Below are 20,470 nucleotides of genomic sequence, written 5' to 3'. Positions count from 1 at the left end.
GCCTCTCAGTAGTTGCCCAGGCCACCGCAGACGTTGATGGCCTGGGCGGTGATGGAGTCGGCGGTGTCCGTGGCCAGGTAACCGATCAGGCCGGCCACCTCCCGCGGCGTCGAGTACCGGCCCAGCGGGATCTTCGCCAGGAAGCGCTTCAGCACCTCCTCCTCGGAGATCTGCCAGCCGGCCGCGTACCCCTGGCGCACCTTGGCGGCCATGGGGGTCTCCACGTATCCGGGGCAGACCGCGTTGACGGTGATCCCGCTCCCGGCCAGCTCCAGGCCGAGCGCCTTGGTGAAGCCGATCACCCCGTGCTTGGAGGCGGAGTACGGGGCGGCGTACACCACGCCCTGTTTGCCGCCGGTGGAGGCGATGTTGATGATCCGCCCCCACGGGCGCGCGGCGAGTCCGCCCGCCTTCAGCACCTCACGGGTGACGCGGAAGGTGCCGGTGAGGTTGGTGTCGATGACCGCCTGCCACACCTCGTCGGTGACGTCGGCGGTGATCCCGCCGCCGCCCCGCCCGGCGTTGTTGACGAGGACGTCGATCCGCCCGAAGCGACGCGTGGCCTCCCGCACGAGCGCCGTCACGTCCGGGCCGGACGACACGTCGGCCACGGTGCCGTCGGCCTCCAGCCCCTCGTCGGTCAGCTCCTTGACGGCCGTGGCGATGCCGTCGGCGCCCCGTGCGCACAGGAACACCCGGTGGCCGGCCGCGCCCAGCGTCCGGGCCGCCTCCAGACCGATGCCGCTGGTGGCGCCGGTGACCAGCGCCACCCGCGTGCTGTCGTCTGCCATCACCACTCCTTACGGGATCTCGATGACCTGGCCGGCGTAGACCAGGCCGGAACCGAAGCCGATCGTCAGCGCGCGCATCCCGCTGCTCACCTCGCCGGACGCCAGCAGCCGGTCCAGGGCGAGCGGGATGGAGGCGGCCGAGGTGTTGCCGGTCTCGACGATGTCGCGGGCGACCACCACGTCCTTGCGCAGCCCCAGTTGCCGGACCAGCTCCTCGATGATCAGGAGGTTGGCCTGGTGCGGGATGAAGACGTCGAGGTCGGCGACGGTCAGCCCGGCGGCATCGACCGCCCGGCGCGCGGCGGGGGCCAGTTCGGTGCTGGCCCACCGGTAGACCCGCCAGCCCGACATGCCGAGCCGTGGCCAGGGCAGCGACGGGTCGCCGTGCAGCGCGGGGTCCCAGTAGCCGGTCATGCCGACGGCGTCGGCGCGGGACCCGTCGCTGCCCCAGGCGACCGGGCCGATGCCCGGCCGGTCCGAGGTGCCGACGACGACCGCACCGGCGCCGTCGGCGAACAGGAAGGCGGTGGAGGCGTCGTCCCGGTCGAGGATGTCGGTGATCCGCTCCGCGCCGATCACCAGGACGTGGTCCGCGGTGCCCGCCCTGACCAGGTCGGAGCCGAGGGCGAGCGCGTAGGGGAAGCCGGCACAGGCGGCGAGGATGTCGAAGGCGGCCGCGTTCCGCGCGCCCAGCGCGTGGGCCACCTGCGAGGCCAGGGACGGCATCTGGGACAGATGGGTGGTCGTCGCCACCACGACACAGCCGAGGGCCGCGGGTTCGACACCCGCGCTCGCCAGCGCCTTCCCCGCCGCCTCGCGCGCCATCATCAGCAGCGTCTCGCCGGGCTCGGCGTAGCCCCGGTGTCTGATGCCGGAGCGTTTGACGATCCAGTCCTCGTCGATGCCCAGGCGCCCGGCGATCTCGGCGTTGCCGACCGAGCGCCCGGGCCGGTGCACGCCGAGCCCGAGTATGCGGCTGTGGCGTGTCATCGCACGCTCTCGTGGAGCTGCCGGTTGACGTAGTCGAGCACGTCCCGCGGAGTGGTGAAGTCGGCCACCGCGTCGTCGGATATGGCCAGGTGGAAGTCCTGCTGGATGTGGGTGACGAGTTCCAGCACGGCCAGTGAGTCGAACGCCAGGTCCGTGAAGGGCTTGTCGAGGAAGTCGCCCTCCAGGTCAAGGCCGATCTCCTCGGCGATGCTCAGCATGGTGTCCTTGAGCTCCAGGACGGTGAAGCCGCTCATGTCTCGCTCCCTCGGGGTTCCGTGACGGATTCGGTCGGCGCGGTGAGGACCACCGCGGAGTTGAAACCGCCCAGGCCCCTCGCCAGGACCAGGGCGTGCTTGACGGTGTGCGGGCGGGGCTCGTCCAGGACCAGGTCCAGGTCGATACCGGGCGCCTGCGTGGTCACGTTGACGGTCGGGGGGATGACGCGGTCCCTGATCGCCAGCAGCGCGGTGACCAGGTCGACGGCACCGCCGCCCGCGTACAGGCGACCGGTCATGGTCTTCGGCGCGGTCACCGGGACGCCCCGCGGGCCGAACAGCTCGGTGATCGCGGTGGCTTCCTCCAGGTCGGGACCCGGCAGGCCCCAGGCGTCGGCGAACACCACGTCGATGTCGCCGGGCGCGATCCCGGCGTCGGCGAGCGCCAGTTCGGCGGCGCGGCGCAGCCGTGGCACCCGGCCGGAGCCGCGCGGTGGATCGTAGGCGCGGGCGTCGGATCCGGGACCGTCGTCGTCGGCGGGCGGGTCGAAGGTGGCCGCGTAGCCGGTGATGGTGCCGTAGCAGCCGGGCGCGCCCCGGGTCCGTGCGGCGGCCCCGTCCTCCAGGACGAGGACCGCACCCCCGTTGCCCGGCAGATATCCCCTGGCGTCGCGGTCGAAGGGCACATAGGCGCGGGCCGGATCGCCCTCGGTGCTGAGCATGCCCGTGGCGATCTGGAAGGCCAGGCCGCCGGGGGACAGCGAGGCGTCGCTGCCGCCCGTGACCATCAGCGGGGTGCCGCGCCGGATCTGCCGTCTGGCGTGACCGACCGCGTCCAGCCCGCCCGCCTGTTCGGCGGCGAGGACGAGCGCCGGCCCCTTCATGCCGTGCCGGATCGACAGCTGCCCGGCGGTCGCGGCGTAGAACCAGGCCACCGACATGTACGCCGAGACGTACGTCGGCCCCTGCGACCACAGCCGCTGCAGCTCCCGCTGGCCGAACATGATCCCGCCGGAGGAGTTGGCCACCGTGACGCCCATGTCGAACTCGGGCAGCTCGGCGGGGTCCACTCCGGCGTCCTCGAGCGCCATCACGGTGGCCGACATGGCCAGATGGGTCATGTGGTCGGTCTGCACCCGGAACTTGCCGGGGATGTGGGCGGCGGCGTCGAGTTCGACCTCGCCCGCGAGCTTCACGGGGTAGGGGCCGGCGTCGAACAGCCGGATCGGGCCGATGCCGCTGCGGCCGGCCAGGGTCGCCTTCCAGAACTCCTCCGTGCCGACGCCGTTCGGGGCGGCGACACCGACTCCGGTGATGACGGCCTCGGTCATGACACCGTCCGATCGGGCGCGGCGAGCACCATCGCCGACTGGAAGCCGCCGAAGCCGCTGCCGATGGTGAGCACGGTGCCGGCGCGCTGCTTGCGTGCCACCAACGGCACGTAGTCCAGGTCGCACTCGGGGTCCTGCTCGGTGAGGTTGGCGGTGGGCGGGATGATCCCGTCCTGGATGACGAGCACGCAGGCCGCGATCTCTATCGCTCCGATCGCACCGAGTGAGTGGCCCACCATCGACTTGATGGAGCTCATGGGTACGTCGTAGGCGGCTCTGCCGAGGGCGTTCTTGACCGCGTTGGTCTCGTGCAGGTCGTTCTGCCGGGTGCCGGAGCCGTGTGCGTTGACGTAGCCGATGTCGCCCGGGGTGACGTGTGCCTGGTCCAGAGCGGCCCGGATCGCCTCGGCGAGTTCCAGCCCCTCGGGCCGCAGACCCGTCATGTGGTAGGCGTTCGCGCGGTTGGCGTAGCCGACCACCTCGGCGAGGATGTTCGCCCCGCGGCGCCTGGCGTGCTCGAGCTCCTCCAGGACGAAAACGGCCGCGCCCTCGCCGAGCACGATGCCGTCCCGGTCCCGGTGGAAGGGACGGCAGCCGCTGGCCGGGTCCTCGTTCCTCGGCGTGGTCGCCTTCAGCGCGTCGAAACACGCCATCGTGATCGGGGTCAGCGGGGCCTCCGTGGCGCCCGTGACCATGACGTCGGCGGTGCCGTCCTCGATGAGCTGCACGGCGTGGCCGACGGCGTCCAGGCCCGAGGTGCAGCCGGCCGACACGACCATGGCCGGGCCCTCGCAGCGAGCCGCCCAGGCCACCTCGGTCGCCAGCGTGCCCGCGGCGATGTACGAGTAGGAGTAGGGGACGGCGAAGCGGTGGTCCACCAGCCAGTCGCGCCCGCCGTCGCTGATGGCGACGTACTCCTCCTCCATCCGGGTCGAACTGCCGACGGCGCTGCCCAGGCTCACTCCGAGCCGCGACCGGTCGACGGTGTCGTCGAGCCCGCTGTCCGCCAGCGCCTCACGGGTGGCCACCACCGCGAACTGACCCGCCCGGTCCATGCGGCGGATCTCCTTGGGCGACAGTCCCTCCCGAGCCGGGTCGAAGTCGACCTCCGCGGCGATGCGGCAGCGGAAGGGCGAGGCGTCGAACAGGGTGATGGGGCGGGTGGCGGTGCGCCCGGCGGTCAGCAACTCCCAGAAGGCCTTGGTGCCGACGCCGCCCGGCGCGACCACGCCGAGGCCGGTGATCACGGCCCGTCGCGTCCGCCCGGTCACCGCGGGCTCGCCTTGATGACGACCGGCTTGAGGACGTCCCCGAACCAGCGGTCGGCGACGCCGGCCGCGTCCGTGTCCGGATGCCCGGCCGCCCAGGCCACGTGCCCGTCGGGACGGACGACGAGCCGCACGTCCTGCTCGCGGTCCCCGGTCACGATGACGGCCTGCCGGCCCAGCGCGGCCGTCTCGCTCGGCAGCGGTTCCCTGCGCAGCGCCCGGACGAACCGGGCCGGAGACAGCCGCGGCCCGGTCCGGGTGCTGCCCATGTAGTGGGTGTCGAGTCCCGCTATGGAGCGCGCGACCTGCCGCCGGAACGCCGGCGACCGCTCCAGCCGGGCTCGCGTGGCTTCTCCCGGCCGCCGGTCGGCCCCGAAGATCAGGGCCTCCTGTTCGCGGACGCTCTGCTGCATCCTCGCCGTCGCCTCCGCCCGTTCTCGTCCGTAGGTGGCGGCCAGTTCGCCAGGTGCCCCGGCGCACAGGGCCGCCAGTTTCCATGCCAGGTTGTGGACGTCCTGCAGGCCGGAGTTGAGCGAGCTGCCGCCCACCGGGGGCTGGTCGTGGGCGGCGTCACCGGCGAGCAGGACGTTGCCCGTGTCCCACCGCGCGACGGTCGTACAGCCGTTGGAGAACTGGTCCAGCCAGACGCACTCGCCCTTGTCGACGTGCTCGCCGGTGGCCGCCAGCCAGTCCCGGCACACGTCCTCGAACGTGACCGTGTCCGTGGCCCGGTACCGGGGCGCGTAGAGCATCAACCGGGCGATCTCTGGGGAGATCTGACCGGCCGTCACCACGGCGTCGCCGTGCCGCTCGAACCTGCGCGGTGTCACGCTGATCCCCGTGACGTCGCAGCGGATCATGTGGCGGGTGGCCGCCACGTGCAGGGGGGTGAAGCCGAGCGCCGTCCGCACCGCGCTGCCGGCGCCGTCCGCGCCGACCAGGTACCTGCTCTCGTAGGTCTCGCCCGCCGCGCCGTACACGAGCACCGACGACGGCCGGGCCTCGGCCCGGGTGAAGGTCACCCCGGTTCGCACGACGGCACCGCTCGCCACGGCCCAGTCCCGCAGGAGCCGTACGAGGTCGGGCTGCGGCATCCGCCACAGGCCGGCCCAGGGGCTGTCGACCTCGTCGAGGCCGACCGGGATGCCCCCGTAGTGTCCCGTCGTCGAGTGCGGTCTGTCCTCGAGGCCGGGGACCTCCAGGGAGGACATGATCTCCATCGAGCGGGAGTTCAGGGTGCTGGCACGGGTCTGGTCGGAGATGCCGGTGTCGCGCTCCAGCAGCAGCGCGGAGGCTCCGTGCCGGGCCACCGCGCCGGCCAGCAGGGTCCCGACCGGACCCGCGCCGACGATGACGACGTCCCACTGCCCGGTCATCACGGCTGCCATCGGTAGAAGGAGGACGCCATGGCGTCCTTCGGGCTCTGCCAGTTCGGGTCGTACGGGTCGAAGAACGGGCGGAGGTCCTCGCTGATCTGGATGAACCGCGGGTCCTTGCGGGCCGCTTCCACCTGCTCGGGGCCGTGGTCCTCGGCGAAGTCCTGGGCGTGGATGTACAGGTCGTGGTAGTGGAAGAGCTGCCGCCGCAGGGTGCCCATGCGATGCGGCATGTCCGTCTTGTCGAACTCCCCGAAGAGCTCGGAGATGGCGCCGAAGTCCGGCTTCTTGAAGCGTGCGATGATCAGTGTGCTGTACATGAGATGCTCCGATCTCGGTGTCGGAGGTCCTCCGGCCGGCGGAGGTCCTCTAGCCGGCGGTGCCGAACCAGCGCGTCAGCGCGTCGGAGAGCGGTTCGGTCCCGTGGGATGTCCAGGCCACGTAGCCGTCGGGGCGCACCAGCAGGGCGGCGTCGGACCGCTCGCCGGTCCCGGGCACGGTCGTGACGTCCACGCGCGCCTTCCACCGGCGCAGGAGGGCTTCGGTCTCGTCGTCCTCGGCGTCCTTGCCGGACCTCAGGAAGAGTCCGCGGCCCTCGCGCAGCAGCCCGTGGGGCGGGCCGTCCTCACCGGGCAGCCGCAGGTGCCTGGTGGGGAGCAGGCGGCCGACGGGCTCGGGGGCGCCGTCGCCCGTGTCGTAGCGCAGCGCCATGCCGGTGACCTCGTCCGCGGCGAGCGATGCGGCCTCGGGGATGGTGAAGAGGCGTTGCAGCAGGCCGCGTATGGGGTCGACCTCCGCGCCGCGGAGGAAGAGCTGGCCCTGGGCCCGGGTGTTCGCCAGCAGCTCGGCGGCCGCCTGGCGGCGTTCGGTGTCGTAGGAGTCGAGCAGGTCGTCCGGGGCCCAGCCCTGGACGGCCGCCGCGAGCTTCCAGCCCAGGTTCACCGCGTCCTGGAGGGAGACGTTCATTCCCTGTCCGCCGGCGGGGAGGTGGATGTGGGCCGCGTCGCCGGCCAGGAAGATGTTGCCCATGCGGAACCACGGGGCCATGCCGGAGGCGTCGTTGAAGGAGCTCGCCCAGCGGATGTTCCCGGCCGGGAGGTCCTCACCGGTGACGTTCCGGTACGCCTGTTCCAGGTGTTTCGCCTCGACCCGGGTGCCGCGTTCGAGCGGCTCGGCGTGGAAGTCGCAGACGATCAGCCGGTCCACCGTGTCGGTGAGCGGTCCGGACATCACCATTCCGTGGGGCGTCTTCTTCCCGAAACGGTTGTTCGGCAGGCCCACGTGCTCGATGTCGGCCAGCAGCATCTGCACGTTGGGCGGGGTGAGGGGGAATTCGAGGCCGGCTTTCTTCCGCACGGTGCTGTGCGCCCCGTCGCAGCCGACGACGTACCGCGAGCGTACGGTGACGGTTCCGCCGGGGCCCTCGGCGACGGTCTCCAGGGCTCCCTCGAGTTCCCGGACATCGCGCACCGTGTGTCCCGGCCGGACGGCGGCGCCCAGACGGGTGGCCCTGCCCCGCAGCACGGCCTCCGTCCTGTACTGCGGAAAACGCATGGCCGACGGATGCGGGGACGAGATGTGATCGGCGGGAATGACGATTCCCGCGAAATGCACGGCATGACTCAGCTCGAGCGGGCCGAACTCCTCGAGCATGTCCCGGTGCGCGAATATCTCGAGAGTACTGGGCGTGAAACCCAGGGCGCGCGACTCCCACTCCGGGGTTGCCGCGGTGCCGAGCACCAGGCAGTCGACACCGCACAACTGGAGTTCGCTGGCCAGCATGAGGCCGGTCGGCCCCATTCCGACGATGAGGACGGGTATTTCAGCAGGAATGGACTGTTGGTCGCTCATGGACCCCTCGCCTGGGAATCGTGTGACCTCCTCGAAAAAGGATCCAGGTGACCGCGGGTTAAATCCAGTTCGGGCGGGGGTGGTTGAACAGACCCTGGCCCCGTTCAACTGGTGCACATAAGCAGTTGAACGGCAACACAAAAAGGGTCCTCCCGGCGCACACCCGGTCAGGGGCGTGCCGGGAGGACCCGGTGACACATGTGCGGAAGAAGCGCGGCCGGCTACGCGGCGGACCCGGAGTGCTCGACCCGGTAACTGTTCCAGTCGCTGGAAATCGTCAGCGCGTTCCGCTTGATTTCCGTGGCGCGCCGCGCCGGCGACCACTGTGCGGCGGGAGAGGCACGGAACGCGTCGTAGGCCTCCTTGCCGTCCCACTGCGAGTAGACGACGACGAAGGAGTTCTCGGCGCCCACCTCCTTGAGCGCGTTGTCGCCCTCGGGACCGCGGGCGCGCACGCCGCGCAGCACGCTCTGCGAACGGTACCCGGGGATTTCCACCAGCCATTCGTGAGCGGCGCCGACAGCGGCGATCAGGGCGCTCTGGCTTTCCGGCGCCACGTCGAGGACCTCGACGACCGTGTAGTCGTCGCGGTCGGCCGAGATTTCGGCGACGTCACCCAGCCCCGGGCGGCACTGGCTCAGTTCCGCCTCGGCCTGCAACAGCCGGGCGAAGGTGAGGAGTTCCAGGAACAGCGCCATGTCATGGTGTTTGAAGATCTCACCGGCGTACCACGCGGCGAGATCTTCCGCACTGCGCCACTGGATGAAGTTCAGTGTGCCGAACCTGTCCTGGCCGCCGTGGATGGTGCTCGAGATCCATCCGGGGAAATCCGCCTGGTCGATGATCTGCCGCGCCGCGCCGAGCAGCCGCTGCTGCTTCTCCGCCGAGTCGGTCTTCAGCAGGTTCATGACGGTGAGGTAACCGTCCTTGGGATTGATGAAGGGCACTGTCTCCTCGCCTTTCGTTGGCAGGGATGATGCGGGTCCGGGTGATCGCGCCGCGGACTACTGCGGCTCGTCTGCCTGGTACGGCGGCGCGGGGTAGTACTGCAGGCGCCACTGCACCGCGCGGGCGTGCTCCCGGCCGTGCAGCTGTCCCACGACCCACAGCGCCATGTCGATGCCGGCCGTGATGCCCTGGGTGCTGATCACATTGCCGTCGACGACGTACCGCGCGTCCGGGACCACCGTGACGTCGCCGAAGGCCCTGAGCTTCTCGAGGTAGGCGTGGTGCGTCGCCATCCGGCGCCCGCGCGCCGGCCCGGCCTCGCGGAGCAGGAAGGCGCCGGTGCACACGCTGGAGGTCCAGGCGGTGCTGGGGGCCGTCTTCCTGATCCACTCGGTGACCACCGGGTTCTGGAGCTGCTGCAGGGTCCCGCTGCCGCCGGGCACCACCAGCACGTCCAGCGGCGGGTGGTCCTCGAGGGTGTGGCTCGGCACCACCTTCATGCCCTTCTGGCAGCTCACGACGTCCCGGTTCTGGGCGATCAGCACGGAGGTGTCGGCGTCGTCGCGCAGGATCGAGGAGACGTTGAACACCTCCCAGGGGCCGGTGAAGTTCAGTTCGTCCGCGCCGTCGAAGATCAGCATTCCGTACGTGGTCATCTGTACCTACCTTCCGTTGTGGACCGGAACCGATCCCGATACGTGGCGTGTGCGATGCCGGCGCGCAGGGGGGAAACGCGCCACGCGCGCTCTCTCGCGAGGGCGAGGTCACGCCGTCCTGCGACGGCGCGGACCGGCCGGTGGCCGGGCTCCGGGGTGGCACGAGCGCGCCCGGCAGGGATCACCGGCACGGCGCCGCGGAGGGGGTCGCAGGCCGGCTGGCGCCGACCCTAGCGCCGGGGCCGGGGCGTTCAACAGCGACCGCCGGCGGCACCGGGACGCGGTCGACGGCCGGGCGGACGGCGAGGTCTCACGAGGTGAACGCCGGTCGCCCACGGGCGACTTGGCCGCTGGGGCCGTGGCAGACTGTCGGGCGCGCCGGGGCTCCGGCGGACGGGGCGAGCGGACTCACCGCCGTCGACCGGAGTTCCGCCGGGTCGGTCACGGCCCCTTTGCCCGCCATCGGTTCGCATCCGCCTGCCGGGCCCGCACCGTCCAGGCACCGCACCGTCCAGGCATCGCCACGGCCCTGCCGGCATCCGAGCACCCGCATCGCCGGGGAACCGTTCACCACACCCCGCGCCGAACGTTCACCGCACCCGCGCCGAGCGAGAAAGCGAGCTGTCATGACCCAGTGCACCACCGTCTGTGACGTCCTGGTCGTGGGGGCCGGTCCGGCCGGCCTGACCGCCGCCCACGAGCTGGTCCGCAACGGTCTGTCCGTCCTCCTGGTCGACGCGGCCGACGGCCCCGCCACCACCAGCCGCGCCCTCGGCATGCACGCCCGCACGCTGGAGACGTTCGACCAGATGGGCGTGGTCCGCGACATCCTCGCCCAGGGCCGCAGGGTGGATCACCTCACGCTCTACCAGAACGGCGGCCGGCTGGTCCGGTTCGACGCCGACTACGGCCGTCTGCCGACCCGTTACCCCTACACGGTGATGATCGACCAGGCCCGCGCCGAGCGGATCCTGCGTGACGCCGTGACCCGCCAGGGCCTCGGCATCGAGTGGGGCACGAAACTCGTCGGCTTCACCGACGACGGCGAGGGCGTCACGGCCGAGCTGGCGCGGACCGACGGCGGCACCGAGTCGGTCCGCGCGACCTGGCTGGTCGGCGCCGACGGCGGCCACTCCACCGTCCGCAAGCGCCTCGGCCTCGAGATGCGCGGCAAGCAGACCGAGACCTGGCTGATCGCCGACGCCGAAGTCCACTGCGATCTGCCTCCCGACTCCATCTACTGGATGCGCACCCGCGAGGGCACGGTGATGCTCGTGCCGTTCCCGGACGAGGGAAGGTGGCGGCTCGTCGACACCCGGGACGTCGGTCATGTCGACACCGGTGACCGCGAGGCCCTCGCCGCGCGTCTGGCCCGCAAGATCCAGGCCGGCATCGGCGCCCCGGTCACCGTCGAGGCCCCGAGCTGGGTCTCGGTGTTCACCATCCAGCAGCGCATGGTCCCCGCGATGCGGTCGGGCCGCTGCTTCGTCGTGGGCGACGCGGCGCACGTCCACAGCCCCGCCTCCGGGCAGGGCCTCAACACCGGTGTCCAGGACGCCTGCAACCTGGCCTGGAAGCTCGCCGACGTCCGGCACGGCCGCGCGGACGCGCGCCTGCTCGACAGCTTCGGAGCCGAACGCCTCCCGGTCGCGGCCACGTTGCTGGATTCCACCCGGTTCGTCACCGCGCTGACGCAGCTGCGCAACCCGGTCGCGGCGGCCTGGCTGGGGACGATGTTCACGGTCGTACGGAACGTCAGGCCGCTGAAGTCGAGGATCGAACGGAAGATCATGGCCGGCATGTCGGCGCTCGGCCTGAGCTACCCGGCCGGGCCGGCCGGGTCCGACGCCGCGCTCGCGGTGGCGGCGGGCGAGCGCGTCGCCCGGGTCACGGCCTCCCAGGAGGCGGCCTCCGGCGGCTGGCGCTCGCTGCTCGCCGAGCTGCGCAGGCCCGGCTGGCTGCTGCTGGCCTTCGCCCGGAGGGGCGACGGCCCGGCCCTGCGCCGACTGGCCGAGGAGTACGACGGTGTGCTGCGGGTCTGCACGGTTCCGGCGCCGGATGCGCGTGGCGGGGACGACACGGTGCCGGGTCCGCTGCCGGATCCGGGCGGGCTGCTGGCGGACGGACTCCGGGCCCGGCGCGGCAGCTGGCTGCTGATCCGGCCGGACGGCTACCTCGCCGCCTCCGGCCGGCTGGGCTCGTCCGACCCGGCCGCCGCTGCCGCCTCCCTCGGACTGCGGACCCCCACCGGCAACCACACGGCAACCCCGCTGCCCGACCCGACGGCAACCCCCTGACCACCGCACGCCACGCCCGGCGCCGATCGACGGCGCCGGGTTCAGCGCCCAGCGGCAGGAGCGCGCGCCGCTGCCTGCCGGTGCCCTCTTCGGCGCGCTGGTGGTGGCACCGGCCCCCCGGCTCTCCTTCTCCAAGGCCCCGGCGCGGGCGGCGCGCGCGTGCCCGTCGGGCGGCATGGGGTGCATCGGTCCCGGTCGGCAACCGGCGGGCACGGAGGGGGAGTTGAGCGTCGGCGTCGGCCTCAGCGGCGCGCGGGGGCCCGCTGCGGGAGGGCGGCCACCAGAAGCAGCGCGACCAGGACGAAGCCCGCGCCGGCCAGCATGGCGAGCTGGGCACTGTGACCGTACGCCCGCGCCAGGGTGTCCCGGCCGGGTCGGATGTCGAGGGTGCCGAACAGAACGGTGCCGACCACCGCGATGCCGATGGCGCTGCCGACGCGCTGCGCGGTGGTGAGGGTGCCGCCCGCGGTCCCGGCCTCCTCCCGCGGCACGTGTGCCATGACGAAGTCCTGGTTGGGCGCGATCACCATGCCGCTGCCCAGCCCCGCGGCCAGCAGCGGGCCCACCAGCTGCCACCCGCCCGGATGCGGCGCGGCGAGATGGAGCACCCCGGCGGTTCCCACGAGGCCGGCGCAGACCAGCACGCATCCGATGAGCAGCACCGTGCGGCCCAGCCGTGCCGAGAGCCTGGCGCCGGCCGCCGCCCCGGCCAGGCTGCCGAAAGCGAACGGCATCACGACCAGCCCGCTCGCCAGCGCACTGTGCCCGAGCCCCACCTGCCACAGGATGGACAGCGCGAAGAAGGCGCTGGTGAAGCCGGCGAAGAAGACGATCGCGAGGGCGGCGCCGGCGGCGAACGACGCGCGCGCGAGCAGCGCCGGCTTGAGCAGGGCGTCCCCGCCCCGCCGTTCGGTGCGCACCTCCCAGACCGCCAGCAGGGCCAGTGCCACCACGGATGCGCCGATGCATCCGTAGGTCCAGCCGGGCCAGCCGTTCTGCTGTCCTTCGATCAGCGGGATGAGCAGCAGCAACAGGCCCGCGGTGAACAGGGCGAGACCGACCGGGTCGATTCCCCGCCGCATGCGCGCCACCGGTGCCGGGAGCAGCCGGGCGGCCAGCGGCAGCGCGATCGCGCCGACGAGCAGGTTGACCAGGAACACCCACCGCCAGCCGTCGGCCGCGCCCGCGGCCTGGATGATCAGGCCGCCGAGCAGCGGCCCGAGCGCCGCGGACGCCCCGATCACGGCGCCCAGGGTCCCGAACGCCTTCGACCGCCGGGGGCCGGTGAAGGTGAGCTGGATCGTGGCGGAGATGGCCGGGTAGTACACCCCGGCTCCGACGCCCTGCACCACGCGGGCGGCGATGATCTCGCCGGTGGTGCGGGAGATCCCGCAGGCCACGCTGGCCAGCGTGAACAGCGCGAGCCCGGCGATGAACTGCCGCTTGTGGCCGATCCGGTCGCCGACGCGGCCGGCGGGAACCAGGACCAGGCCGTAGGCCAGCGCGTACCCGGACACGATCCACTCCAGGCCGGCGGGCGAGGCGTGCAGGGCGGTGCGGATCGACGGCAGCGCCACGTTCACGATCGTGGTGTCCAGCAGGGCCATGAAAGCTCCGACGAGGACGACGGCGACGGCCCGCCGGCCATGGCGGCCGTCCTGTCGCGAGGCGCCGGGCGCAGGGGGTGCCTCGGTGGTCTCTCGGGTCATGCCCACATGGTGTGTCAGACCTAAACTTATGTCAAACCTAAGATATGGGGGGCGTCGGGACCCTGGTTCGCGACAACCGGTTCTTTAACTTCCCTTTTTGAGGGGCTGGTTGCTCGACCGGGTTGAACACCGCTGAATGGAGGGGCTGCGAGCCACCCCCCTCATCCGAACAGGACAGACGGAACGGGAAGCGCATGCGCCGAGACAACGGGGAGCCGGCCGCCCGGCTGGCTGACGTGTTACGCCACCATCGCCGCAGAGCAGGGCTCACCCAGCAGGAACTGGCCACGAGGGCGGGCCTCAGCCTCGCCGCCCTCAGAGACCTGGAACAAGGCCGCAGGCGCCGGCCCAGACCCGGATCCCAGGCGGCCCTGGTGCAGGCGCTCGACCTGGATCCCCGGGAAGCCGCGGAGCTGACCTCCAGCATGACCGTGCCCCGGCGGCGCACGGCGCCGGTGACCGAGTCCGCGGCACCGGACGCCGGTCCGCCGGGCAGGGCGGGAGTACGGCAGGGGCTGTGGCTGCGGGTCCTCGGCCCCCTGGAGGCCTCGCGCGACGGCACACCGCTGCCGCTCGGACCCCCCAGGCGCCGGGCGGTGCTCGGCCTGCTGGCGATGAATGCGGGCGGCGTCGTACGGCGGGACTCCATCATGGACGCGCTGTGGGGGCAGTCGGCCCCGAGTACCGCGCCGAACCTGGTCCAGGCGCACATCAGCCGGCTCCGCAGGCTCCTGGCGCCGCAAGGGAAGGGCCACGAGATCATCGCGTCCGCCGGGGGCGGATACCGGCTGAACGTCCCCGTCGAGCAGCTCGACCTGCTCTCCTTCAGGGCGCTGGCGGCCGATGCCGAGGCCGCGTGGGCGCTCGGCGAGAAGCCGAGGGCGTGCGCCCTGTACGAACAGGCCCTGGGACTGTGCCGCGGCGAGCCTCTGGCCGACCTCGACGTGCTGCACGATCAGCCCGGGGTGGCGGCCCAGCGGCGCCAGCAGGCCGATGCGATCCTGCGGTACGCCGAGGCCGCCTGCGGTCTCGGGCTCCACGACCGGGTGCTGCCCCGCCTGCACGCACTGGCGGCGGCGGAACCGCTGGACGAACGCGTCCACGCCCACCTGATGATCGCGCTCGCCGGGGTCGGCCGGCAGGCGGCGGCCCTCCGCGTCTACGAGGAGCTGCGCGACCGCCTGAACCACGAGTTCGCGATCTACCCCGGCGAGGCGCTCACCGAGGCGCATCTGCGGGTACTCCGCCAGGACATACCCGTCGTACGGCGCACGTACGGGCAGCCGCCGTGGCCCGACTGTGCCGAGAAGGCGGACTGAACCGTCGGCTCTCACCGTGCCCACAGGGACACACCGCCGCCGGCTCGCCGACCAGGTGGCCGGCGGCGGCACGGGACGGACGACGACAGGGACGGACACACCGTGGGCCGGGCCCTGTCGCCAGACCGGGCCGGGGCCGCAGACCGCAGACCGCAGGCCGCGGTCACGCCGAACGGAAGCGACGGGACATCAGCAGCCGCGGAGCGCCCGGCCATTGGGGAAGCGGCTGAGGACCCGGTCCGCTCAGGCCTTGACGCCGTAGTCCCCCAGGGACGGTTCGAGCAGGTCGAAGGCCTGGCGGGCGGCCTCCGCGAGGATCTGACGGATCTCGTCCCGCGACTGACCGTCCAGGATGCGCCTGGCGCCTTCCGCGAACAGCACCCGGTGCACCGAGGCGAGCTGGGCCGCGACGATCCGCTGCTGCGGGTCGTCCACGCCGGACTCCGCGGCGATGGCGTCGCCGAGCGCCTGCTCGCACAGATCGGCGATCTCCCGCCTCCGGCCGGTGAGCACATGGCTGTTCTGCACCATCCGGGCGAAGGCCGGCGTGGGCACGCCGAGGGTGACGTCGCCCGCGGCGATCCGCTCGGCGAAGTCCCGGCGGATCGCGGTGAGCAGGCTCTCGCCGGGCGCCCGGGCGGCGACCGCGTCGGCCAGGCTGCGGATGATCACCTCGGCCCGGTCGAAGACGAGGTCCTCCTTGCGGGCGAAGTAGTTGGTGACGGTCATCTTCGACACCCCGGCCGCCTCGGCGACCTGAGAGATCGTCACCTCGTCGAAGCCCTTGGCCGCGAACATCTCCATCGCCACACCGGAGATCGCCTGCCGGGCCTCCTGTTTCCGGCGCTCCCGCAGTCCTGTCGTCACGCTGCCACGATACCAGCGGCTTAGGGCGAGCCGAAGATTAGGTTTGACATAAGTTTAGGTCTGACCTAGCTTGATTGCCGGCAGGTTCCTTCCTCCATGCGACCGAGCCGGTCCGCCTTGCGGCACGCAACGCGACTTCGAGGCTCGTAGGAGATCACGATGTCGACACTGGGAATCGTCGGCCGCGCTTGCTTCCGTCACCGCTGGATCACACTGATGGCCTGGATCGCCGCGCTGGCGTGCCTGGTCACCCTGTGGCAGCTGTACGGGGCCGGCTCCGACAACGACTTCAACACCAGCGATCCCGGGCAGACGCTGCTCGATCGGCACTTCCACCAGCAGTCGGGTGACCGCTTCACGCTGGCGATCAAATCCACGGCGCCCGTCACCGACGCCTCGGTGCGCTCCCGCGTGGGCGCGGCCATCGCACCGCTGCGTGGCGCGCCGCACGTCACCGAGGTGAGCGACCCCTACACGCACGTCTCCCGGAACGGGCACATCGCGTTCGCCACGGTGCAGTTCGACGAACCGAGCGCGTCCATCCCGACCGCCGAGGTCCAGAAGATGATGGACCGCGCGACCGCGTCCTCCGGCCACGGGGTGGACTTCAACCTCGCCGGAGACGTCGTGGACACCATCGACACGCCCGGCGGCGGATCCTCCGACGCGTTCGGCGTCGTGGCGGCCATGATCGTGCTGCTCATCGCGTTCGGCTCGCTGCTGGCCATGGGACTGCCGATCGCGACCGCCCTCTTCGGCATCGGCACCGGCCTGTCGCTGCTCGCGCTGCTCGGCCACCTCTTCCCGGCGCCGTCCTACTCCGCGATCATCGCTTCGGGCATCGGCCTCGGCGTGGGTGTGGACTATGCGCTGTTCATCGTCACGCGGTTCCGCGACGAACTGCGGTCGGGCGCCGACCCGGAGACGGCGACGGTGACCACGATGCGCACGGCCGGCCGCTCGGTGCTCACCGCGGGGGCCACCGTCGTGATCGGCATGCTCGGACTGCTGGTGCTGCGCGAATCGCTGATGAACGGCGTCTCGGTGGCCGCCTCCGCGACGGTGGCCATGACCGTGCTGGCCTCGCTGACGCTGCTGCCCGCACTCCTCGGATTCAGCGGGACGCGACTGGCCAGGCCGTCGCGTTTCACGCTCCGCCGCCGGCGGCCCGCCGCGGACGAGGCTCCGGACGCGGCGGAGAGCGGACCGCATCCCGCCGAACGGTGGGCACGGCTCATCCAGCGGCGCCCGGTGACGGCGGTGGCCGCCTCCACGGTGGTGATCCTGGCCCTGGCCGCGCCCGCCCTGGCCATGAAGCTGTCGATGCCGGACGACTCGACCCAGCCGCGTCACTCGATGGGCTACAAGGCGTACGCGACGATGTCCGAGGGATTCGGCCCCGGGTTCGACGCCCCCCTGATCGTGGCGGCCAAGCTGCCCCGACCGGACGCCGCCGCGTCGGACGGCGGGCGTATCGTCGACGCGCTGCGGACGGTGCCGGGCGTGGCCGAGGTGACACCGCCGGTCACCTCCTCCGACGGCAAGGCCCTGATGATCGTCGCCTACCCCACGACGCAGAAGCAGGCCCCGGAGACCAACGCGCTCGTCAACACGCTGAATACGACGACGCTGCCACGAGCGACCGCCGGAACCGGGATGCACGCGTACCTGACGGGCCCCAACGCGGGGAACGTCACCTTCGCCGACTTCATGGGGCGCAGGCTCCCCTGGGTGATCGCCACAGTCGTGGTGCTGTCGGTGCTGTTGATCCTCGCGATGTTCAGGTCGGTGGTGATCGCGCTGACGGCGGCGGTGATGAACCTGTTGTCGGTCACCGCCTCCTACGGCGTGCTGACCGCCGTCGCCCAGTGGGGCTGGGCCGGGAAGCTGTTCGGCTTCCCGGAGAAGATGCCCGTCACGACCTGGGTGCCCGTCTTCCTGTTCGTGATCCTGTTCGGGCTGTCGATGGACTACGAGGTGTTCCTGCTGTCGCGGATCCGGGAGGTGTGGCTGCGCGGTTCGGACAACTCCACGGCCGTGACCCGGGGCCTCGTGGTCACCGCGCGCGTGATCACCGCCGCCGCGGCGATCATGTTCCTGGTCTTCCTCGGGTTCGTCGCCACACCCGATGTGGCGGTCAAGCAGATCGGCCTCGGGCTCGCGGTCGCGGTGCTCGTCGACGCGACGATCGTGCGGCTGGTGCTGGTGCCGGCGGCGATGGAAGTCCTGGGCAAGGCGAACTGGTGGATGCCGTCCTGGCTCGACCGGTGCCTGCCGCGCATCGAGGAGGAGACCCTGAGCGGTCAGGAGCCCGTGAAGGTGCCGACCGCCTGAGGCCGGCCACCCCGACGCCCCACGCGGCGGCGCGAACGGGGCCACACCGGCCCCCACTTCGCGCCGCCGCACGCGTTTGCACAGTTCAGAACGATTCTCTTACCCGTTCTTGGTGGGGCGGGTGGGACTCGAACCCACGGCCGACGGATTATGAGTCCGCTGCTCTAACCGGCTGAGCTACCGCCCCATAGCGGCGTGTCGCGTACAAGTGTGCGCGCCTGCTGCCGCAGCATAGCCGCTCATACGATCTCCTGCTTCAGGATGGTCGGCTTCTGCGCTGCTCATGACCTTGAGGACATGGACGCAGGCGCGGCGGTTCCCGCGGACATGAAAAAGGACCCCCAAGGGGTCCTCGTTCATCGCGCTCCCCCGACTGGACTCGAACCAGTAACCTGCCGGTTAACAGCCGGCTGCTCTGCCAATTGAGCTACGGAGGACCGAAGCTCCCCCGACTGGACTCGAACCAGTAACCTGCCGGTTAACAGCCGGCTGCTCTGCCAATTGAGCTACGGAGGATCGCCTCGATTGCATCGAACGTACCTACCTGGGTATTCGCCAGGGGGCGGGCGCTCGCTGCGACACATACATTAGCGCAAGCAGGGGGGTGCTCCGCCAATCGGTTCCCCCGGCGCCCACGTCGCTCCAGCAGACCCAGGCAAGGGAAGGGTGGCAGCCATGCGCTACCGGCTCACGTTCGTCGCCGGACTGGCCCTCGGTTACGTACTCGGCACGAGGGCCGGACGCGAGCGCTACGAGCAGCTGAAGAAGTCCGCTCGGCGGATCGCGCAGAACCCGGCCGTCCGCAACACGGCCGAGACCGCCGCCCAGCAGGGCCGCCAGTACGCCGGCAAGGCCTTCCACACGGTCAGCCACAAGGTCGGCGACCGGGTCCCCGAGACCGTCGCCCAGCGGGTACGTTCCCTCCGCGAGCGGAACCTGAACGGCACGCCGGAGGACGACTGGGGCACCAGCAACACGTAGGGCCGCACACTTCCCCACACCCCCTTGGCCGCCCTCGGCCACCGCATCCACAGGAATGCTGCAAAATTCAGGGCATGGGGATAGTCGCCGGCTTGGACAGCTCACCGGACTTCACACGCATCGTGGTCTGCGACACGGACACCGGTGCCGTACTGCGGCAGGGATACGCCTCGCACCCAGTGGAGGGCCGCCCGAGCGACATAGATCCGCAGGCCTGGCTGCTCTCCCTCGGCGAGGCGGCCGGCGGCGGCCTCCTCGAGGGCGTGCAGGCCATCGGGGTGTCGGCCCAGCAGAACGCGCTGGTCCCGCTGGACGCCCAGGGCAACACCGTGCGCCCGGCGCTGGTCGGCGGCGACAAGCGGGCCCAGGTCGCGGCGGCCGACCTCGTCGACGCGCTCGGCGGACGGGAGGCCTGGGCGCAGGCCGTGGGATGCGTACCGTCGGCCGCACAGCCCGTCACCAAGCTGCGCTGGCTCGCCAAGACCGAGCCGGAGAACGCCCGCAGGACGGCCGTACTGCTCCAGGCGCACGACTGGCTGGTCTGGCAGCTGCTCGGGCGGCCGGTGCGCAGGACCACCGACCGCGGCGGCGCCTCCGGCACCGGGTACTGGTCGGCGGCCACCGGCGCCTACCGGCCCGACCTGGTCGAGCTGGCGCTCGGCCACCAGGCGATGCTGCCGGAGGTGATCGGCCCGTCGGACGCGGCCGGTACGACCCCGGAGGGGCTGCTGATCTCCGCCGGGACCGGGGAGACCATGGCCGCCGCGTTCGGGCTCGGGATCGGGCTGGGGGACGCGGTGGTGTCGCTCGGGGCCTCCGGGTCCGTCATGGCCGTGCACCCCGAGGCGCTCGCCGACCAGTCCGGGATGATCACCTCGCTCGCCGACGCCACCGGCATGCACCTGCCGGTCGTGACCACCCTGAACGCCGTACGGGCCCTGCGCGGGACCGCCGAACTCCTCGGGCTGCCGGACCTGGAGAGCCTGTCAGAGCTGGCGATGAAGTCCACACCGGGCGCGCACGGGCTGGTCCTGCTCCCCTATCTGGAGGGTGAGCGGACGCCGAATCTGCCGCACACCGCCGGGACTCTCGCGGGCCTGAGGCGCGAGTCGATGAAGCCCGAGCATCTGGCGCGGGCCGCGTTCGAGGGCATGCTGTGCGGGCTCGGCGACGCGCTGGACGTGCTGCGCGGGCGGGGCGTGGACGTACGGCGGATCTTCCTGCTGGGCCCGGCCGCCGAGCTGCCCGCCGTACAGGCCTCGGCGCCCTCGCTGTTCGGCGCGCAGGTCGTCGTACCGCAGCCCGCGGACTACGCGGCGATCGGCGCGGCCCGGCAGGCGGCCTGGGCGCTCGGCGTGTCGCAGGGCACCCTCGATCCGCGCACCCCGCCGGCCTGGCAGGGCGCGGCGGCGCAGGTGCTGGAGCCGGGCGACGAGCTGGCCGTGGGGCAGGCGGTGCGGCAGCAGTTCACGGCGGTGCGGGAGCAGACCCACCCGGGGGCGTTCCGCGGGTGAGACGTAGGGCCGGCGGCCGAGGA

17 protein-coding genes and 3 tRNA genes are annotated in these 20,470 nt (G+C 71.9%); 5 read left to right on the top strand and 15 right to left on the bottom strand.

Features of this window, described 5'->3' with window-relative positions:
- Nucleotides 1-5 precede the first annotated feature (5 nt).
- The 10 genes from ABT288_RS17705 to ABT288_RS17660 form a co-directional block, all read right to left on the bottom strand.
- On the bottom strand, nucleotides 6-791 hold the full coding sequence (locus ABT288_RS17705; protein WP_351608214.1) for an SDR family NAD(P)-dependent oxidoreductase: 786 nt from the start codon (nucleotides 789-791) through the stop codon (nucleotides 6-8).
- Between the two features lie 9 nt (nucleotides 792-800).
- Nucleotides 801-1,781 carry a beta-ketoacyl-ACP synthase III gene (locus ABT288_RS17700; RefSeq protein WP_351608212.1) on the bottom strand — a complete coding sequence of 327 codons (981 nt, stop codon included), beginning with the start codon at nucleotides 1,779-1,781 and terminating at the stop codon, nucleotides 801-803.
- Nucleotides 1,778-2,035, bottom strand: a complete 258-nt coding sequence (locus ABT288_RS17695) for an acyl carrier protein (protein WP_351608210.1) — start codon at nucleotides 2,033-2,035, stop codon at nucleotides 1,778-1,780. The genes ABT288_RS17700 and ABT288_RS17695 overlap by 4 nt, the downstream gene beginning before the upstream one ends.
- On the bottom strand, nucleotides 2,032-3,327 hold the full coding sequence (locus tag ABT288_RS17690; protein ID WP_351608208.1) for a ketosynthase chain-length factor: 1,296 nt from the start codon (nucleotides 3,325-3,327) through the stop codon (nucleotides 2,032-2,034). The genes ABT288_RS17695 and ABT288_RS17690 overlap by 4 nt, the downstream gene beginning before the upstream one ends.
- On the bottom strand, nucleotides 3,324-4,598 hold the full coding sequence (locus ABT288_RS17685; RefSeq protein WP_351608206.1) for a beta-ketoacyl-[acyl-carrier-protein] synthase family protein: 1,275 nt from the start codon (nucleotides 4,596-4,598) through the stop codon (nucleotides 3,324-3,326). The genes ABT288_RS17690 and ABT288_RS17685 overlap by 4 nt, the downstream gene beginning before the upstream one ends.
- Complete coding sequence (locus tag ABT288_RS17680; RefSeq protein ID WP_351608204.1) at nucleotides 4,595-5,983, bottom strand: FAD-dependent monooxygenase; 1,389 nt, start codon at nucleotides 5,981-5,983, stop codon at nucleotides 4,595-4,597. Before ABT288_RS17680 ends, ABT288_RS17685 begins: the two co-directional genes overlap by 4 nt.
- A complete protein-coding gene (locus ABT288_RS17675; protein ID WP_351608202.1) occupies nucleotides 5,971-6,291 on the bottom strand; it encodes a TcmI family type II polyketide cyclase in 321 nt (106 codons plus the stop codon). Before ABT288_RS17675 ends, ABT288_RS17680 begins: the two co-directional genes overlap by 13 nt.
- Before the next feature lie 49 nt (nucleotides 6,292-6,340).
- A complete protein-coding gene (locus tag ABT288_RS17670; protein ID WP_351608199.1) occupies nucleotides 6,341-7,822 on the bottom strand; it encodes an FAD-dependent monooxygenase in 1,482 nt (493 codons plus the stop codon).
- 221 nt (nucleotides 7,823-8,043) lie between these two features.
- Nucleotides 8,044-8,730: an antibiotic biosynthesis monooxygenase family protein gene (locus tag ABT288_RS17665; protein WP_351608196.1), complete on the bottom strand. Its 687-nt coding sequence runs from the start codon at nucleotides 8,728-8,730 to the stop codon at nucleotides 8,044-8,046.
- A 96-nt stretch (nucleotides 8,731-8,826) separates the two neighbouring features.
- Nucleotides 8,827-9,426, bottom strand: a complete 600-nt coding sequence (locus ABT288_RS17660) for a DJ-1/PfpI family protein (RefSeq protein WP_351608193.1) — start codon at nucleotides 9,424-9,426, stop codon at nucleotides 8,827-8,829.
- A gap of 626 nt (nucleotides 9,427-10,052) precedes the next feature.
- Between ABT288_RS17660 and ABT288_RS17655 the strand changes: the two genes are divergently transcribed.
- Nucleotides 10,053-11,723, top strand: a complete 1,671-nt coding sequence (locus ABT288_RS17655) for an FAD-dependent oxidoreductase (RefSeq protein ID WP_351608190.1) — start codon at nucleotides 10,053-10,055, stop codon at nucleotides 11,721-11,723.
- 242 nt (nucleotides 11,724-11,965) lie between these two features.
- Here ABT288_RS17655 and ABT288_RS17650 read toward each other — a convergent pair whose 3' ends face one another.
- Nucleotides 11,966-13,432 (bottom strand): MFS transporter, encoded by a 1,467-nt coding sequence (locus ABT288_RS17650; RefSeq protein WP_351608188.1) that lies wholly within the window; start codon nucleotides 13,430-13,432, stop codon nucleotides 11,966-11,968.
- Between the two features lie 194 nt (nucleotides 13,433-13,626).
- On the opposite strand from ABT288_RS17650, the gene ABT288_RS17645 reads away from it, so the two are divergent.
- On the top strand, nucleotides 13,627-14,751 hold the full coding sequence (locus ABT288_RS17645) for a BTAD domain-containing putative transcriptional regulator (protein ID WP_351608185.1): 1,125 nt from the start codon (nucleotides 13,627-13,629) through the stop codon (nucleotides 14,749-14,751).
- Between the two features lie 243 nt (nucleotides 14,752-14,994).
- Here ABT288_RS17645 and ABT288_RS17640 read toward each other — a convergent pair whose 3' ends face one another.
- Nucleotides 14,995-15,618: a TetR/AcrR family transcriptional regulator gene (locus ABT288_RS17640; protein WP_351608183.1), complete on the bottom strand. Its 624-nt coding sequence runs from the start codon at nucleotides 15,616-15,618 to the stop codon at nucleotides 14,995-14,997.
- A gap of 159 nt (nucleotides 15,619-15,777) precedes the next feature.
- Here ABT288_RS17640 and ABT288_RS17635 point away from each other — a divergent pair, with 159 nt between their 5' ends.
- Nucleotides 15,778-17,952, top strand: a complete 2,175-nt coding sequence (locus ABT288_RS17635; protein WP_351608181.1) for an MMPL family transporter — start codon at nucleotides 15,778-15,780, stop codon at nucleotides 17,950-17,952.
- 110 nt (nucleotides 17,953-18,062) lie between these two features.
- Here ABT288_RS17635 and ABT288_RS17630 read toward each other — a convergent pair.
- From ABT288_RS17630 to ABT288_RS17620, 3 genes are all read right to left on the bottom strand, one after another.
- A tRNA-Ile gene (locus ABT288_RS17630) sits at nucleotides 18,063-18,139 on the bottom strand.
- Between the two features lie 177 nt (nucleotides 18,140-18,316).
- Nucleotides 18,317-18,389 (bottom strand) — tRNA-Asn (locus tag ABT288_RS17625).
- Nucleotides 18,390-18,395: 6 nt separating this feature from the next.
- Nucleotides 18,396-18,468: transfer RNA gene (locus tag ABT288_RS17620), tRNA-Asn, on the bottom strand.
- Nucleotides 18,469-18,627: 159 nt separating this feature from the next.
- Between ABT288_RS17620 and ABT288_RS17615 the strand changes: the two genes are divergently transcribed.
- Nucleotides 18,628-18,933, top strand: coding sequence for a YtxH domain-containing protein (locus ABT288_RS17615; protein ID WP_351608178.1), 306 nt, complete (start codon nucleotides 18,628-18,630; stop codon nucleotides 18,931-18,933).
- Nucleotides 18,934-19,007: 74 nt separating this feature from the next.
- Entirely contained in the window at nucleotides 19,008-20,447 is a 1,440-nt protein-coding gene (locus tag ABT288_RS17610) for an FGGY family carbohydrate kinase (RefSeq protein WP_351608176.1), read from the top strand.
- Nucleotides 20,448-20,470 lie beyond the last annotated feature (23 nt).

Source organism: Streptomyces sp. NPDC001093 (genome assembly GCF_040298985.1).
GTDB lineage: Bacteria > Actinomycetota > Actinomycetes > Streptomycetales > Streptomycetaceae > Streptomyces.
The sequence above is the reverse complement of the archived record's forward strand: the minus strand, read 5'-3'. Positions and strand labels throughout refer to the sequence as shown.